Source organism: Priestia sp. FSL R5-0597 (assembly GCF_038006305.1).
In the GTDB taxonomy this organism is placed as follows: domain Bacteria; phylum Bacillota; class Bacilli; order Bacillales; family Bacillaceae_H; genus Priestia; species Priestia zanthoxyli.
This window is the reverse complement of sequence record NZ_JBBOUZ010000001.1, coordinates 4403214-4420912: the sequence shown is the minus strand read 5'-3', so window position 1 is coordinate 4420912 and position 17699 is coordinate 4403214. Positions and strand designations below refer to the sequence as shown.

16 protein-coding genes, 1 other RNA gene and 1 other annotated feature are annotated in these 17699 nt (G+C 39.2%); of the genes, 15 read left to right on the top strand and 2 right to left on the bottom strand.

Translation table 11 applies throughout. The features are described from left to right. Positions 1-15 precede the first annotated feature (15 nt). From MKX72_RS23375 to dtd, 3 genes are all read left to right on the top strand, one after another. Entirely contained in the window at positions 16-528 is a 513-nt protein-coding gene (locus tag MKX72_RS23375; RefSeq protein ID WP_013059309.1) for an adenine phosphoribosyltransferase, read from the top strand. Between the two features lie 185 nt (positions 529-713). After that, positions 714-2912, top strand: a complete 2199-nt coding sequence (locus tag MKX72_RS23370) for a RelA/SpoT family protein (protein WP_013059308.1) — start codon at positions 714-716, stop codon at positions 2910-2912. Between the two features lie 15 nt (positions 2913-2927). After that, a complete protein-coding gene (gene dtd / locus MKX72_RS23365; RefSeq protein WP_047749812.1) occupies positions 2928-3389 on the top strand; it encodes a D-aminoacyl-tRNA deacylase in 462 nt (153 codons plus the stop codon). On the opposite strand, the gene MKX72_RS23360 is transcribed toward dtd, so the two are convergent. Next, complete coding sequence (locus MKX72_RS23360; protein ID WP_223546263.1) at positions 3380-4264, bottom strand: N-acetylmuramoyl-L-alanine amidase; 885 nt, start codon at positions 4262-4264, stop codon at positions 3380-3382. The genes dtd and MKX72_RS23360 overlap by 10 nt on opposite strands. Positions 4265-4430: 166 nt before the next feature. Here MKX72_RS23360 and MKX72_RS23355 point away from each other — a divergent pair, with 166 nt between their 5' ends. The 8 genes from MKX72_RS23355 to pstA all read left to right on the top strand — a co-directional run bounded on the left by MKX72_RS23355 (position 4431) and on the right by pstA (position 12528). After that, on the top strand, positions 4431-4607 hold the full coding sequence (locus MKX72_RS23355) for a hypothetical protein (protein WP_013059305.1): 177 nt from the start codon (positions 4431-4433) through the stop codon (positions 4605-4607). Between the two features lie 87 nt (positions 4608-4694). After that, positions 4695-4927: a binding site (T-box leader), on the top strand. A gap of 68 nt (positions 4928-4995) precedes the next feature. Beyond that, the gene (gene hisS, locus MKX72_RS23350; protein ID WP_028410586.1) at positions 4996-6264 is read left to right on the top strand and encodes a histidine--tRNA ligase; all 1269 of its coding nucleotides are present in this window, start codon (positions 4996-4998) and stop codon (positions 6262-6264) included. A 12-nt stretch (positions 6265-6276) separates the two neighbouring features. Then, positions 6277-8055 carry an aspartate--tRNA ligase gene (gene aspS, locus MKX72_RS23345; protein WP_013059303.1) on the top strand — a complete coding sequence of 593 codons (1779 nt, stop codon included), beginning with the start codon at positions 6277-6279 and terminating at the stop codon, positions 8053-8055. A gap of 119 nt (positions 8056-8174) precedes the next feature. Then, positions 8175-8356: non-coding RNA, 6S RNA (gene ssrS / locus MKX72_RS23340), on the top strand. A gap of 162 nt (positions 8357-8518) precedes the next feature. After that, positions 8519-9283: a tRNA threonylcarbamoyladenosine dehydratase gene (locus tag MKX72_RS23335; RefSeq protein ID WP_028411687.1), complete on the top strand. Its 765-nt coding sequence runs from the start codon at positions 8519-8521 to the stop codon at positions 9281-9283. A 422-nt stretch (positions 9284-9705) separates the two neighbouring features. Further along, the gene (locus MKX72_RS23330; protein ID WP_074677613.1) at positions 9706-10590 is read left to right on the top strand and encodes a phosphate ABC transporter substrate-binding protein PstS family protein; all 885 of its coding nucleotides are present in this window, start codon (positions 9706-9708) and stop codon (positions 10588-10590) included. Between the two features lie 124 nt (positions 10591-10714). After that, a complete protein-coding gene (gene pstC / locus MKX72_RS23325; RefSeq protein ID WP_013059300.1) occupies positions 10715-11602 on the top strand; it encodes a phosphate ABC transporter permease subunit PstC in 888 nt (295 codons plus the stop codon). Next, a complete protein-coding gene (pstA, locus tag MKX72_RS23320; RefSeq protein WP_025750576.1) occupies positions 11599-12528 on the top strand; it encodes a phosphate ABC transporter permease PstA in 930 nt (309 codons plus the stop codon). Before pstC ends, pstA begins: the two co-directional genes overlap by 4 nt. Positions 12529-12574: 46 nt before the next feature. On the opposite strand, the gene MKX72_RS23315 is transcribed toward pstA, so the two are convergent. Beyond that, positions 12575-13852 (bottom strand): replication-associated recombination protein A, encoded by a 1278-nt coding sequence (locus MKX72_RS23315; protein WP_033579665.1) that lies wholly within the window; start codon positions 13850-13852, stop codon positions 12575-12577. A gap of 226 nt (positions 13853-14078) precedes the next feature. Between MKX72_RS23315 and cymR the strand changes: the two genes are divergently transcribed. The 4 genes from cymR to MKX72_RS23295 all read left to right on the top strand — a co-directional run bounded on the left by cymR (position 14079) and on the right by MKX72_RS23295 (position 17697). After that, on the top strand, positions 14079-14495 hold the full coding sequence (gene cymR, locus MKX72_RS23310) for a cysteine metabolism transcriptional regulator CymR (protein WP_013059297.1): 417 nt from the start codon (positions 14079-14081) through the stop codon (positions 14493-14495). Between the two features lie 23 nt (positions 14496-14518). Beyond that, positions 14519-15661, top strand: a complete 1143-nt coding sequence (locus tag MKX72_RS23305) for a cysteine desulfurase family protein (RefSeq protein ID WP_028411684.1) — start codon at positions 14519-14521, stop codon at positions 15659-15661. Between the two features lie 106 nt (positions 15662-15767). After that, positions 15768-16880, top strand: coding sequence for a tRNA 2-thiouridine(34) synthase MnmA (gene mnmA / locus MKX72_RS23300; protein WP_028411683.1), 1113 nt, complete (start codon positions 15768-15770; stop codon positions 16878-16880). A gap of 157 nt (positions 16881-17037) precedes the next feature. Continuing rightward, on the top strand, positions 17038-17697 hold the full coding sequence (locus MKX72_RS23295) for a tetratricopeptide repeat protein (protein ID WP_013085089.1): 660 nt from the start codon (positions 17038-17040) through the stop codon (positions 17695-17697). Positions 17698-17699 lie beyond the last annotated feature (2 nt).

Sequence of the window (17699 nt, the reverse complement as noted above, 5' to 3'; positions counted from 1 at the left end):
GGAGGCAACATTAGAATGAATTTTAAAGATTATATTACAATTGTACCTGACTGGCCAAAACCAGGTATTACATTTAAAGATATCTCAACATTAATGGATAACGGTGACGCATACCGTGCCGCAACGGATGAGATTGTAAAATATGCCAATGATAAACAAGTTGATATTATCGTAGGACCGGAAGCTCGCGGATTTATCGTTGGTTGTCCAGTAGCATATGCGTTAGGTATTGGCTTTGCACCTGTTCGTAAAGAAGGAAAATTACCGCGTGAAGTAATTAAAGTAGATTACGGTTTAGAATACGGTAAAGACGTATTAACGATTCACAAAGATGCAATTAAGCCAGGTCAGCGCGTGTTGATTACAGATGATTTATTAGCAACAGGCGGTACAATTGAAGCGACAATTAAGCTTGTTGAAGAATTAGGCGGAATTGTTGTTGGAGCTGCGTTCTTAATTGAACTTTCTTACCTTGACGGCCGTGACAAACTAGACGGTTACGATGTATTCACATTAATGACGTATTAAGAAGAACGATCACATAAAAAAGAGTACCTGATACAGGTGCTCTTTTTTCGTTAAAAAACGTGAATACGTAAAATGGAAATGATGTAAATTTCATAAATTAGACGCAAAGGCTTTACATCCTTGGATTTTTTCAAGATAATAGTTACAATATGAATTAAAAATGCTAGTTGATAAAAGGTGATTTCATGGCAAATGAGCAAGTCCTAACAGCGGAACAGGTCATTGACAATACGAAGCGATATTTAAATGAAGAAGACGTGGCTTTTGTACAAAAAGCATATGATTTTGCAAAAGAAGCTCACAAAGAACAATATCGCAAGTCGGGTGAACCATATATTATCCACCCGATTCAAGTCGCAGGAATTTTAGTTGATCTAGATATGGATCCAGCAACAATTGCAGCTGGATTTCTACATGATGTGGTCGAAGATACAGAGATAACACTAAAGGATTTAGAAAAAGCTTTTAACGAAGAAGTAGCAATGCTAGTAGACGGCGTAACGAAACTTGGAAAAATTAAATATAAGTCTAAAGAAGAGCAGCAGGCTGAAAATCACCGCAAGATGTTTGTGGCAATGGCTCAAGATATTCGAGTCATACTGATCAAACTTGCGGATCGTCTTCATAACATGCGTACGCTGAAGCATTTACCGCAGGAAAAGCAGCGACGCATTTCAAATGAAACGCTTGAAATTTTTGCTCCTCTTGCTCATCGTCTTGGTATTTCAAAAATTAAGTGGGAGCTTGAAGATACAGCTTTACGTTACTTAAATCCTCAGCAATATTATCGCATTGTCAATTTGATGAAGAAAAAGCGTGCGGAACGCGAGCAATATTTGGCTGAAGTTATTGATGAAGTTCGTGAGCAAGTAGATGAAGTGTCGATTAAAGTTGAAATTTCAGGACGTCCAAAACATATTTATTCCATTTATCGTAAAATGGCACTGCAAAACAAGCAGTTTAATGAAATTTACGATTTACTAGCTGTGCGCATTATTGTAAATAGTATTAAAGACTGCTATGCGGTGTTAGGGATTATTCACACGTGCTGGAAACCAATGCCAGGACGTTTCAAAGATTATATTGCGATGCCAAAACAAAATATGTACCAGTCTCTTCATACGACGGTTATCGGACCAAAAGGTGATCCGTTAGAAGTTCAAATTCGAACATTTGACATGCACCAAATTGCTGAGTATGGAATTGCTGCTCACTGGGCTTACAAAGAGGGAAAAACAGCTGAGCATGCTTCATTTGAAGAAAAGTTAACGTGGTTTAGAGAAATTTTAGAATTTCAAAATGATGCAAACGATGCAGAAGAGTTTATGGAATCTCTAAAAGTTGATTTGTTTTCTGACATGGTTTATATTTTTACGCCAAAAGGCGACGTCATTGAGCTTCCTTCGGGTTCTGTTCCAATTGATTTTTCCTATCGTATTCATTCTGAAATCGGAAATAAAACCATTGGAGCAAAAGTCAACGGCAAGATGGTTACGCTTGATTACCGTTTGAAAACGGGGGACATTATCGAAATTTTGACGTCTAAGCATTCATATGGTCCAAGCAAGGACTGGTTAAAGCTTGCTCAAACGTCTCAAGCCAAAAATAAAATTCGCCAATTCTTTAAAAAGCAAAGCCGCGATGAAAATATTGAAAAAGGCAAAGAGCTGGTTGAAAAAGAAATTCGTCAAATGGAGTTTGACTTAAAAGAAGTATTAACAGCTGATAATATCAAACGAGTAGCGGAGAAGTTTAATTTCTCAAATGAAGATGATATGTATGCAGCTATTGGATATAACGGATTAACTGCGGCTCAAGTAGCTAATCGTTTAACCGAGAAGTGGAGAAAGCAGCGCGATCAAGAACAAGAGATCCAAATTGATGACATTGCACGCGACACTGCGGCTAAACGTGTTCGCCAGCATAAACGAAAAGATTCCGGTGTTATCGTACCGGGTGTAGAGAACATGCTGATTCGCTTGTCTAAATGCTGTAATCCAGTTCCCGGAGATGAGATTGTTGGTTTTATTACAAAGGGGCGGGGAGTATCTGTTCATAGAGCAGATTGTTTAAACGTTCACACAGATGATGCTGAAAGCCGTCTTATTCCTGTAGAGTGGGAAACACATATTAAAGAAGGCAAAGAGTTTAATGTGGAAATTGAAATTTCGGGCTACGACCGTCGAGGCTTACTAAATGAAGTTCTGCAGGTTGTAAACGAGACTAAAACGAATATTTCAGCCGTTTCAGGAAAATCGGACCGAAACAAAATGGCTACGATTCATATGTCAATTTCTATTCATAACATCAGTCATCTTCATAAAGTGGTCGAGCGCATTAAGCAGCTTCGAGACATTTATTCAGTTCGCCGAATTATGCATTAAGAAAGGTCGTTATACATGAGAGTAGTCGTACAAAGAGCAAAGAGTGCAAAAGTAACTGTTGCAGGCGAGACGGTCGGCGAGATTGAGCACGGATATATGCTTTTAGTCGGTATTACCCACGAGGATACTGAAGCCGATGCAGAGTATGTAGCAGACAAAATTGTAAATTTGCGAGTGTTTGAAGATGAGTCTGGCAAAATGAATTTGTCGCTTCTAGATGTAGAAGGAGAAATTTTATCGGTATCTCAATTTACGCTTTACGGAGATTGCCGAAAAGGCAGAAGACCAAACTTTATGGAAGCTGCTAGGCCAGATCATGCTGTAACGATTTACAACTATTTTAATAAAGTATTATCAGGAAAAAATATTCGAGTAGAAACCGGCGCATTTGGCGAAATGATGGACGTATCATTTACGAATGACGGACCGGTCACACTTATTGTAGAAAGCAAAGAAAAAACGCAGGCTCACAGATGAGTCTGCGTTTTTTCTTTGTTTTGAAAGTAGTGATTTAATCCTTCAGCGATAGCGGATGTAATCATTTGCTGATAACTGATGGAATTAATATACGTTTCTTCCCGTTCGTTGCTTAAAAAGCCCAGTTCAATTAATGTACTCGGACGTGTATTTTCGCGAAGAACATAATAGTTTCCAAATCGTTCTCCTTTGTCTTTCAATTTTGCATGTTCAATGAGTGACTGATGAATAGAATGTGTGAGTGGACTGTCCTGATGCTGATGATAATAATACGTCATAAGGCCAGTTAGCTGTGAGCTGTTCGTACTGTTGTAGTGAACGCTTATAAAAGCATCTGCTTTAGTCGATTGCAGCGTGCGCTGTGAAAGCAGAACGTACTCATCACGGGTGCGGGTTAAAATGACGTGTGCGCCTTCTTTTTGAAGTTTGTTTTGTAAAATCAGCGCTGTTCGGAGAGTGAGATCTTTTTCATATGTGCCCTGTGTGCCGATGGCTCCTTTGTCTTTTCCTCCATGGCCTGCATCAATAATAATGGTTTTGCCCTTTAGGTGCTGCAAGCTTTTACTCAGCGTATAAACAGGCTGGCGCTGCGCTACTTGCATGCTAGGCTGAACGCTGCGGAGCGCTACGGTTTTCGTGAATTTTTTAAACACCCAGCCTTGAATACCCGAGCTTTCTACATAATACCAATCTCCTTGACGGTCTGAAACGGATAGTCTTGTATTCTTCGTCAATTTATTTGTAATTGAAAATGAACGTCCTGGACCGCTGCGTACATGAAGAGAGTCAGCTGTTACAACAATGGGTTGATGCACCGGTACATTTGGGCGCTCAAATGAGGAAGAGCACAGTAACAAAAGGATACTTGCAGCCAAAACAGATACAGACTTCATGTTAAGATGGCGAATAGATAGACCTCCTTTTTATAACAAAATAGAGTATTCGATGAAAAGAAAAAAAATCCTTTCTCTTATGTAAAAACATCTTTTTTGGGCAATGCTAATAAAAGGATAAGTAAGTGTAGGCAGGGAGGAAGAAACGATGAAGTTTAGTGAAAAAGGTGAACAATCATTTCAGCAGGTAAATCCGGTATTTGGCATTCATTTTCATGATTTTATTGATAGAGAAAGTGAAGCTTCATCCCTTGAATTGGCTTCTGAATTTGGTTTAACGCTTCGAGATATTCAGAAACTAAGAAAACAATTAGACCGCTCTTAACATGAAAGGTGCTTGACAACTGCTCATTTCATTCGTAATATAGAAAGCAATTGCTAAATTAAAATGAATGTATAACATTTTTATATTGATAAGCCAAAGATCGAGAAAAGTAGTAAAGATGACACATGGCTAGAGAGGAAATGTCTTAGGCTGAAAGCATTTCTACATGATGACTTTATGAAAGAACACTCAGGAGGCTTCACTCTGAAAAGGGAAACTTAGTAGGAGATGAACGTGTTCGTGCGTTAACGAAATGAGTGGAAACATGTCATATGTTTCAATTAGGGTGGTACCACGTGAGATTAACTCTCGTCCCTACTATGGAAAAATAGTAGAGGCGAGAGTTTTTTTGTATTGTAAATTTTAAATATAGGAGGCATATCACGTTATGTCAGTTCAAATACCTAGAGGCACACAAGATATTTTACCGGGCAAAGTAGAATATTGGCAGTTTGTTGAACAGCGAGCAAGAGAAATCTGCCGTGCGTTCAACTACCAAGAAATTCGTACACCAATGTTTGAACACACTGAATTATTTTTGCGCGGAGTGGGAGAAACAACGGATATCGTGCAAAAAGAAATGTACACATTTAAGGATCGAGGCGACCGCAGCTTAACACTTCGTCCAGAAGGAACAGCTGCAGTTGGACGATCATTTGTTTCAAATAAAATGTTTGGAAATCCAACGCAGCCAACAAAGCTGTTTTATATCGGTCCTATGTTTCGTTATGAACGCCCTCAAGCGGGACGTTTCCGTCAATTCGTTCAGTTTGGCGTAGAAGCATTAGGGGTAAATGATCCAGCTATCGACGCTGAAGTTCTTGCCCTGTTAATGAGCTTTTACCAATCGCTTGGATTAAAAAAATTAAAGCTGGTTGTTAACAGTTTAGGAGATACAGAAAGTCGTCAAGCTCACCGTCAAGCACTTATCGATCACTTTGCACCTCGCATCGGAGAGTTTTGCAGCGACTGTCAAAGCCGATTGGAGAAAAATCCTCTTCGTATTTTAGATTGTAAAAAAGATCGTGACCATGAACTGATGGCTACAGCGCCGTCTATTCTTGATTATTTAAACGACTATTCAAAAGAATATTTTGAAAAAGTACAGCAGTACTTAACCGATTTAGACATTGACTATGTTGTAGATCCGACGCTAGTACGCGGGTTAGATTATTATAATCACACAGCATTTGAACTAATGAGTGAAGCAGAAGGATTTGGCGCCATTACAACTCTTTGCGGCGGAGGCCGTTATAATGGGCTGATTCAAGAAATCGGCGGACCTGAAACACCAGGTATCGGATTCGCTTTAAGCATTGAACGCTTATTATCTGCATTGGAAGCAGAAGGAATTGAGCTTCCGGTAGAAACTGGCGTAGATTGCTATGTAGTGACAATGGGCGATGAGGCGAAAGAAAAATCTGTTTCAATTGTAAATACGCTTCGACGTGCAGGTTTTGTAGCAGATAAAGATTATCAAGATAAAAAAATGAAAGCTCAGTTCAAAGCAGCCGATCGTGTACAAGCAAAATTTGTTGTTGTTCTAGGTGAAGATGAGCTAGCAAAACAAGTTGTAAACGTAAAGAATATGGAATCTGGCGAACAGCAAGAAGTATCAATTGATCAATTGGTTAGCTATTTGCAGGAACAAGTATAAGGGGGAACCATGATGACAAAACGTTCATACTACTGTGGAGATGTAACAGAACAAGCAACTGGCGAAACAGTTCTATTAAAAGGATGGGTTCAAAAGCGCCGTGATTTAGGCGGATTAATTTTTATTGATTTACGCGACCGCGGCGGAGTTGTGCAAGTTGTATTTAATCCTGAAAAATCTGCTGAAGCGCTAAAAATTGCTGAAGATGTACGTAATGAATTCGTACTGGAAGTGCAGGGAACTGTTGTAGCTCGTGAAGAGGGAACCGTTAACCCGAACTTAAAAACAGGTAAAATTGAAGTTCACGCTGAGCAAATTACGGTGTTGAATAAAGCCAAAACACCTCCTTTTGCCATTGCGGATCAAACGGAAGTATCAGAAGATGTTCGATTAAAATATCGTTATTTAGATCTTCGACGTTCTGAAATGTTTAACACGCTTAAAATGCGCAATGACATTACAAAAACAATTCGCGACTTCTTAGATCAAAATGACTTTTTAGATGTTGAAACACCTATTTTAACAAAAAGCACGCCAGAAGGTGCACGTGATTATCTTGTGCCGAGCCGCGTACACGAAGGTGAGTTTTATGCTCTTCCTCAATCACCGCAAATCTTTAAGCAGCTGTTAATGGTAAGCGGAGTTGAGCGTTATTATCAAATTGCTCGCTGCTTCCGCGATGAGGACTTGCGTGCAGATCGTCAGCCTGAATTTACTCAAATCGATATTGAAACATCATTTTTATCTCAAGAGGACATCATGACAATGACGGAAGAAATGATGTCTAAAGTAATGAAGCGCGTAAAAGATTTAGATGTAACGACGCCTTTCCCGCGCATGTCATATGATGAAGCGATGAGCCGCTATGGTTCAGATAAGCCGGATACACGTTTTGAAATGGAGCTAGTCAACTTATCAGAGCTTGTGAAAGACTGCGGGTTTAAAGTATTTAGCGCAGCAGTTGAAAACGGCGGAGAAGTAAAAGCGATTAACGTAAAAGGTGCCGCTTCTAGCTATTCACGTAAAGATATCGATGCTTTAACAGAGTTCGTGAAAATTTACGGTGCTAAAGGGTTAGCATGGCTGAAAGTTGAAGCAGACGGCTTAAAAGGACCGATTGCAAAATTCTTCAACGAAGATGAGCAAAAGCAATTTGCTGAAGCTCTTCAAACGGAAGAAGGAGATTTACTTTTATTTGTAGCTGATAAAAAGTCAGTTGTAGCAGATGCACTTGGCGCTCTTCGTCTAAAGCTTGCAAAAGAACAAGGGATTATTGATGAAACGAAATTTAACTTCCTATGGGTAACAGATTGGCCTCTTCTTGAGCATGACGAAGAAGACAACCGTTACTACGCGGCTCATCATCCATTCACAATGCCAGTTCGTGAAGATTTACCAATGTTAGAAAGCGATCCTGGACAAGTCCGTGCACAAGCATATGACTTAGTGTTGAATGGTTACGAACTTGGCGGAGGATCTTTACGTATTTATGAGCGTGATATTCAAGAAAAAATGTTTAAAACGCTTGGATTTACATTAGAAGAAGCATATGAGCAGTTCGGTTTCTTACTTGAAGCATTTGAATACGGTACTCCTCCTCACGGCGGAATTGCGTTAGGTCTTGACCGTTTGGTTATGCTTTTAGCAGGACGTACAAACTTGCGCGATACAATTGCCTTCCCTAAAACAGCAAGTGCAAGCTGTCTATTAACAAATGCACCTGGTGAAGTAAGTGAAGCGCAATTAGACGAGCTGCATTTGCAGGTAAAAAAGCAAAAAACAGAAGCGTAATCGATTAAACCATCTGTTAAATCGAGCCTGTCACTGGAGCACGACAGGCTCGATTTTTTTTGTTTTACTTATTAATTGCAAAGTGATTTTTTCTGTGATAAGATACTTTCAAGAACTAAATAGTCCTGATGTGTTCGTCCTTAATCCAGTTTTGACCGAACAATTTTTTGCTTGGGAGCTCGGAGTTTTTAACGAGCGTACATGCCTCATCTCGAGGACTTACAATGGTTAAAGCAGAGCACCCACCTGCCGAGAGCGGGTTCAAAACGAAGGCACTCGAGACGGCACGATCGGGACTAGCATACATATAAGAAATCCTCTATGTAATGATTTGCATAGAGTTTTTTTATGGAGAAATAACGAATGCTCATGTTCGTTTTGCTAAAAATATGGTATAGTCAATTTCGTTGTTTATTTGAATTAATCATACACGTTGGTGTATTTAATAGAGGAGTGTTTTAACATGTTGCATCAGTTTTCGCGTAATGAACTGGCGATAGGAAAAGAAGGGTTAGCTACTTTAAAAGGCAGCACGGTTGCTATTTTAGGGATAGGAGGAGTAGGGTCGTTTTCTGCTGAGGCTTTGGCTCGGTCAGGAGTAGGTCGTTTAATTCTTGTAGATAAAGACGATGTTGATATTACAAACGTAAATCGTCAAATTCATGCGCTGCTTTCGACGGTAGGTCAGCCCAAGACAGAATTAATGAAACAGCGTATTTTGGATATTAACCCAGACTGTGACGTCGTTTCTCTTCAAATGTTTTATACGGAAGAAACGTATGAAGAGTTCTTTAGTTACAAACCGGACTTTGTAGTGGATGCATCCGATACGATTTCGTATAAAATTCATTTAATGAAAGAATGTTTAAAACGTGATATTCCGATTATTTCAAGTATGGGTGCTGCGAATAAAATGGATCCAACACGTTTTAAAATTGCAGACATTTCAAAGACGCATACAGATCCGATTGCAAAAGTGGTTCGTACTCGTCTGCGTAAAGAAGGAATTCGCAAAGGAATTAACGTCGTTTTTTCTGATGAACGTCCAATCGTTATTCGCGAAGAAGTTCGCAAAGAAGTAGGAAACGATCAAGCGCAAATTCGAAAAGCGAAAATGCCCCCATCTTCTAATGCTTTTGTTCCATCTGTAGCGGGATTAATTATGGGCGGTCATGTTATCAATGAATTATTAAGTAATATTAAGATTCGCCGCGTAGGTGATCAATAAAAAGAAGGCTATCGCAGCCTTCTTTTTTTTATGGAAATATCTGTTCTATTTATGCTTTGGATGGAATCTTCTGTTTGATATGTATAAAAAGTACTAATAAATTGAAAAATATGGCTTGATGGTGAATTTACACTGTAGTAAAAAAAGAGATTTATGTAAATTTATTTAACGCTTTATTTACATAAAATTTACGTTTTGGCTTTCTTTCTGTTGTATCTTCTACAGTAATATTCAGAAAGTCTTATATATCAAGGGTTTTGATAGAAATAAGAAAAAATAAACCCCAAATAAGTAAGTTTACAGTAACTTAAAATTCACTTCATATAAAGACAACAATCTACTCGTATAATGTGTCTTGTACCTGTTGTTCGAGTACAAAGGACTAGTACTAATTACACATATATTTATTGGAGGGTAATGTAATGAAAACAAAGGGTTTTAAAGTAACATTAGCAGCTTTTTTAATGGTAGGAGCACTAGCAGCATGTGGTAAAGAAGGAGCAAGCAACGACAGTGGTTCGGGCAGCAAAGAAGAAGTGTCAGGTACGTTAACAGCGGCGGGATCTACAGCTTTACAACCACTTGCAGAAGAAGCAGCGAATGGAATTACGGAAAAATATCCAAACCTTTCAGTAACGGTACAAGGTGGAGGTAGTGGAACTGGTGTTAACCAAGTAGCATCAGGAGCAGTTGACATTGGAAACTCTGACGTTCCAGCAGCCGATAAAATCGAAGATAAATCAAAAGCAGATAAACTTGTCGATACGAAAGTAGCGGGCATTGGGTTCGCACTTGTTGTAAATAAAGATGTAAAAGTAGAATCGTTAACAAAAGAGCAAATTCAAAAGATTTTCTCTGGTGAAATTAAAAACTGGAAAGAAGTTGGCGGAAACGACGAAAAAATTAACGTAATCAACCGTCCAGCATCATCTGGTACACGTGCTACATTTGAGAAAACATTAATGGGTGACGCAAAAGTAAATGACAGCGTTGGTACAGCTCAAGATTCAAACGGAGCGGTTGAGCAATCAGTAAACTCAACTCCAGGAGCAGTAAGTTACCTTGCTATGTCGTATTTAATTGGCGATAAAAAAGAAAGTTTAAAAATGCTTAATATTGATGGTGTGGAGCCAACAACAGAAAATATTGTTTCTAAAAAATATCCGTTCTGGTCTTATGAGTACATGATTACAAACGGTGAGCCAAAAGATGGTGCAAAAGAGTACATTGATTATGTATCTGGTAAAGACTTTGCTAAGCAAGTAGAAGATATGGGCTATATCCCAATGACTGAATTCAAAAAATAAAAGTGTTTTTAAAAAGAATAGGGCTGACTAACACAGTCAGTCTTATTCTATTTGAATGTTAATAAAGTATATAGCAAATAAAAAGAAAAGCGAATATATACTGAATATGTAAGGAGACAGAGCGATGAAGGGGAAAAAATCCATTAATTATGTAAAAAGCGAATACATTGGCCGTACGCTTTCTACATTTTGCGGTATTTTAATTGTACTTGTTACGTTAGCTATTATCGTATTTATTTGTGAAAAAGGCATACAGTCATTTTTACAAAGCAATATATCAATCGGTGAAATGTTGACTTCAACAAAATGGAGCCCAAACAATAAAGAATACGGGGCACTTGTGTTTATTCTGGGTTCAATGCTTGTATCAATCGGAGCCGTTATTATAAGTGCTCCAATTGGAATTGCTATTGCCATTTTTAACAACTATATTTCGCCTAAATTTGGGTCAACGGTTTTACGACCGGTTTTAGAGCTTTTAGTCGGAGTTCCTTCAGTGGTATACGGCCTTTTAGGGGTTACCATTTTAGTGCCGCTTCTTCGCGATAACTTCGGCGGAGTGGGCTTTAGTTTGATTGCCGGAATTATTGTCTTAAGCGTCATGATTCTTCCGACAATTGCAAGTATTGCTGACGATGCAATTCGAAGCGTAGCACCTGAATATTTAGAAGCTTCTTATGGACTAGGTTCAACAAGATGGCAGGCAATTAGCCGAGTTATTATTCCATCTGCTAAAACAGGTATTTTAACAGGTATCGTGTTAGGGCTTGCCCGTGCATTCGGAGAAGCGCTAGCTGTGCAAATGGTTATCGGAAATACGGTTAAGCTTCCTGAAAGCTTATACAGCCCAACGGCAACATTAACAGGTATTTTAACAATGGATATGTCTAATACGTTAAACGGAACGGCATGGAATAACGCATTGTGGACGTTAGCCATGATTTTACTGCTTATTTCTTTCGTGTTCATTTTAATTATCCGAGCAATTGGGAAACGAGGTGCTCATCAATGAGAAACAAAAATGCACGCACAGTAAATAATATATGGACAGGTATTTTTTATGGCATTGCCGCTCTAGTTGTGGCGCTATTAGTGTATTTAGTTGTTGAAATTATCGCCAAGGGCTGGGGATTTTGGGATCCGAACTTTTTATTTGGAAAGCCAAGCAATACGATGGCAGGTGGCGGTATTGGACCGCAGCTGTTTAACTCGTTTTACATGCTTGTTTTAACGCTGATCATTTCTATTCCTCTTGGTTTAGGAGCCGGAATTTACTTAGCGGAGTACGCGAAGCAAGGTCGTTTCCTAAATTTCGTCCGCTTATGTATTGAGACAATGGCGTCATTACCGTCCATTGTAGTTGGTTTATTTGGATTATTAATTTTCGTCACATTTTCAGGCTGGGGCTATACGCTTATCGGCGGAGCACTTGTGATTACAATTTTAAATTTACCGGGTTTAACGCGCGTATGTGAAAGTGCGATTGCATCTGTTCCTGCGAGTGTAAAAGAAGCGAGTTTAGGCTTGGGTGCGACTAAATGGCAAACAATTGTCAAAGTAGTGATTCCATCAGCGATTCAACAAATTATCACGGGCGTTATTTTAACAGCGGGACGAATCTTTGGAGAGGCAGCTGCGCTGATTTATACAGCTGGCTTAACGACGCCGATGTTAAATTCAAATGCCGACTTAACGAGTCCTGTAAACCCGTTTAATATTTTTCGACCAGCGGAGACGCTTGCCGTCCACATTTGGAAATTAAACTCTGAAGGAATTGTACCTGATGCGAGATTGATTGCAACAAAGTCAGCTGCTATTCTAATCATTATGGTTCTGTTGTTTAATATCATCGCTCGTTTAGTAGCAAAACTTTTAGACAGCTACTTTAAAGGTTCAACAAAAACGAAAAAACGAAAAGACGTTAAAAGTGCAGCTTAATAGATAAAGACAAAAAAGAAAATGGCTTTGAAACTGAGCAACAGTTTCAGCCATTTTCTTTTTTTAATGTCTCTAAACGATTGAAAACTTTTGAAAAGTATTTTTCTTGTCCATTTTGTTTAGGATGAAAATATTGTTTGTTTTTGATGCGATCCGGTAAATACTGTTGAAGGACCCATCCGTTATCAAAATCATGCGGGTATTGATATTCAACGCCTCGTCCAAGGTTCTCTGCTCCTTTGTAATGAGCATCCTTCAAATGAATGGGAACGTCGCCGGACAACCCTTTTTTAATATCACTTATCGCTTCATCTAATGCTTTGTAAGCAGCGTTGGACTTCGGTGATAGGCAAAGCTCAATAACGGCGTTTGCAAGCGGGATGCGTGCTTCTGGAAGTCCTAATCGCTCAGTTGCTTGAATAGCTGCTAGTGTCCTCATGCCGGCATCCGGATCAGCTAGTCCAATGTCTTCATAGGCAATGACTAAAAGGCGACGATTGATGCTGATCAAGTCTCCTGCTTCAATTAGCCGTCCCAAATAATGAAGAGCGGCATTTACGTCGCTCCCGCGAATCGATTTTTGAAAAGCCGATAATACATCATAGTGAGCGTCACCATTTTTATCATGTGAAAAATACTTTTGCTGCAGACATTCTTCTGCCGTTTGTAAGGTAATAACGATTTTACCATCGCTTTCACTTGTTGATAAAACAGCTAGTTCCAGAGCATTCAAAGCCGAGCGCACGTCACCGTTACAGCTGTTGGCAAAGTGGTTCATGGCGTCATCTTCTACGACAATTTTTCTATCCCCAAATCCATTGGATGAGTCGTTGAGTGCTCTTGTTAGCGCCATTTTGATATCATCTGGCGTAAGAGATTTTAATTCGAAGATTTGGCATCTGCTTCGAATAGCAGGATTAATCGCGTGATAAGGATTGCTTGTTGTCGCTCCGATTAGAATGATCATGCCGTTTTCTAAATAAGGAAGCAAAAAGTCTTGCTTGGCTTTGTCAAGGCGATGAACTTCATCTAGCAGAAGAATTACTTTGCCTGACATTTTGGCCTCTTCGGCGACAATTTCCATATCTTTTTTATTGTTTACAACGGCATTTAACTGACGAAACGCCGTGTTGGTTGTTTTTGCAATAGCTGTGGCAATTGTTGTTTTCCCGACGCCTGGAGGCCCATATAAAATCATCGAGCTTAAGTGATTTGCTTTTACCATTCGATAAATCATTTTATCTTTGCCAACTAAATGCTGCTGCCCGATAACGTCATCTAAATGAGTCGGACGCATTCGAAATGCGAGAGGTTTTGTAGACATGTTTTTCTCCTTTCTTTTCTTTCACTGTATCACAAGAGGTGAATAGGTGGTGGAAATTTATCTTATAGGCATAGTATGTTATAATATCAACAGTTACATTTGCAAGAAACGCGTATAGAGAAGTTCATATAGCTTAGTAAAAAACGACTCATCACAGCATTCAGTGACAACGTGAGGGTCTTATTTTTTTCATAAATAAAAAAAGTGTATTGAAGGAGTGTATCGTATGAAAATTTCAACAAAAGGACGCTACGGTTTAACGATTATGATTGAGCTTGCGAAGCGCTTTGGAGAAGGTCCTATCTCGCTTAAAACTATTGCTCAAACGCATGATTTATCTGAACATTATTTAGAACAGCTTATTTCACCGCTGCGTAACGCTGGGCTTGTAAAAAGCGTGCGCGGAGCTTATGGAGGTTACATCTTGGCACATGAACCTGCTAACATTACTTCTGGCGATATTATTTCCGTTTTAGAAGGTCCTATTAGTCCTGTAGAAGGAATTGAAGATGAAGAGCCTGCAAAACGCGAGCTGTGGATTCGTATTCGAGATGCAGTTAAAGAAGTGCTAGATAGTACAACGCTTGAAGATTTAGCAAATCATTCTGATGATGATCAAGCGTCTTATATGTTTTATATTTAATAATGAGCTAGGAGGCGTTTATTTTGGAACGTATTTATGTTGATCATGCAGCAACGTCTCCAATACATCCAGCAGTCGTTGAGAAAATGACGACTTTTATGCATGAGTACTTTGGAAATCCGTCTAGTATTCATCACTACGGGCGGGAAAGTCGACGCTATTTAGACGAAGCTCGCCAAACGATTGCAGCAAGTATTGGAGCACACGAAAATGAACTGATTTTTACAAGTGGTGGGACAGAAGCAGATAATATGGCACTGATCGGAGTCGCTCTTGCAAACCGCCATAAAGGAAATCATATTATTACCACGCAAATTGAACACCACGCTGTGCTTCATACGTGTGAATATTTAGAAACACAGGGCTTTGAAGTGACTTACCTACCAGTTAATGAGTACGGACAAGTATCTGTGGATGAAATAAAATCAGCCCTAACGGATCAAACAATTCTTGTGTCGGTGATGTTTGGAAATAATGAAGTAGGTGCTATTCAGCCAATTGGAGAAATTGGAGTTCTATTAAAAGAGCATGGAGCATATTTCCACACGGATGCAGTGCAAGCTTATGGATTAATTCCGTTAAATGTGCAACAATTAGGTGTCGATCTTTTATCCGTTTCGGCTCATAAAATTAACGGACCAAAAGGGATGGGCTTTTTATATGCAGCTGCTCACGTTTCACTGTCTCCTTTGCTATTTGGAGGAGAACAAGAGCGCAAACGACGAGCTGGAACTGAGAACATGACAAGTATCGTCGGGTTTGAAGAAGCTGTGAAAATTTCGCAACAAACGCTGCAAACACGTGCAGATGAATATAGAAGATACAAAGAAATAATGGTAGCTGTGTTGAAAGAAGAAGGTATTTCATTTGAAATTAACGGACATCTTGAAAATGCTCTGCCACATGTGTTAAATTTATCATTTCCAAAAACAAATGTTGAATCGATGCTCGTAAATTTAGACTTAGCAGGAATTGCGGCATCGAGCGGTTCAGCTTGCACAGCGGGAGCAATCGATCCTTCTCATGTGCTTGTTGCTATGTTTGGAAAAGGGTCTGAGCGTTTAACAACTTCTATTCGATTTAGCTTTGGCCTAGGAAACTCTGCTGAGCAAATTGAAAAAACCGCACGTCAAACAGCAAACATCGTTAAGCGACTAACGATGTAAATAGCAGCCATCAGTAGGGTCTTCATCCCTCACTGATGGTTTGTGTCGTTTCTTTCGCTTTTTAGCGAACAATTTAATTAAAATGAAGAAAACGGAGGTGGCGAAGTTGACAAAATCACCTAAAGATACACGTGTAGTAGTCGGAATGAGCGGAGGCGTTGATTCATCTGTAGCAGCTCTTTTATTAAAACAACAAGGATACGATGTGATCGGAATCTTTATGAAAAACTGGGACGATACGGATGAAAACGGCGTTTGTACTGCGACTGAAGATTATAACGATGTTATTCGCGTATGTAATCAAATTGGTATTCCCTACTATGCAGTCAACTTTGAGAAACAATATTGGGATAAAGTATTTACCTACTTTTTAGATGAATATAAAGCAGGTCGTACACCGAATCCTGATGTAATGTGTAATAAAGAAATTAAATTCAAAGCCTTTTTGGAGCATGCAATGACGCTAGGAGCAGACTATCTAGCGACAGGACATTATGCACGCGTTGCGTATCGTGACGGGGAGTATAAAATGCTTCGAGGCGTAGATGGAAATAAAGATCAAACGTATTTCTTAAATCAATTAGGACAAGATCAGCTTTCAAAAGTAATGTTCCCAATTGGAGAAATTGAGAAATCAAAAGTGCGTGAAATTGCAAAAGAAGCAGGCCTTGCTACAGCAACGAAAAAAGACAGCACAGGTATTTGCTTTATTGGCGAACGCAACTTCAAGGAATTTTTAAGTCAGTATCTTCCTGCTCAGCCAGGTGTGATGCAAACGCTTGACGGCGAAGTGAAAGGCAAGCATGACGGCCTTATGTACTACACGATTGGTCAACGCCATGGTTTGGGTATCGGAGGCAGCGGCGAACCTTGGTTTGTAGTTGGAAAAGATTTAGAAAAAAACGTTTTATACGTCGATCAAGGCTTTCACAATGAGCTGCTTTATTCTACATCTCTTACAGCAACAAATGTCAGCTGGGTAAGCGACCGTGACTGGTCGTCACCAATGACGTGCACAGCAAAATTCCGCTATCGTCAAACCGATTCAGCAGTAACCGTTGAGAAAGTCGATGATGATACAATTAAAGTTATTTTTGCTGAACCCGTGCGGGCAATTACGCCAGGTCAAGCAGTTGTGTTTTACAAAGATGACGAATGTCTTGGCGGAGCAACTATTGACAAAGTATTTCAAGAAGAAGAGCAAATTTGGTACGTATAATTTATATAAGCAAGAACGAAAAACCTCAGCTGTATATAGCTGAGGTTTTTCTATGATATACTTTACTTATTGGGTAAACTAATAACTTACATATTCTAGATTTTCATGATGTGAAAATCTTTTAAATCATAACTAAAACAGTGGAGTGAACGAAAAAATGACAGATAAAAATCAGCTAGGAATTCAGTATATGCAGGAAGGGAAATTTGAAGAGGCTGCTAAAACATTTTCAGAAGCAATTGAAGATAATCCAAAAGATCCAATTGTGTATGTGAATTTTGGCAATTTGTTAGCGGCTGTTAGTGAGATGGATCGTGCTTTGAAATTTTATGAACGTGCGATTGAATTAGATGAAGAAACGGCAACAGCGTATTACGGAGCAGGAAATATTTATTTTAATGCAGAGCAGCTTGAGCAGGCAAAGCACTACTTTGATTTAGCAATCAAAAAAGGCTTAGATTCATCCGATGCCTACTTTATGCTTGGTTTAACGCTGTTTCATATGGAAGAAATTCGTTTTGCGATGCCTTATCTGCAGCGAGCGGTAGAACTAAACGAACATGATGTAGAAGCAAAATTTCAGTACGGTCTTTGTTTAGCACAGCTCGAAATGGTAGATGAAGCGATTGCTGAATTTCTTAAGGTAGTAAATCAAGAGCCAGAACATGCCGATGCTTTCTATAATTTGGGCGTAGCGTATGCCATGAAAGATGATAAGGACAAAGCAATTGAGATGTTAGATGAAGCTTTAAACGTGCAGCCAGATCACGTAATGGCAGCAAATGCTAAACAAGTTCTGTCTACATTAGAACATTAAGA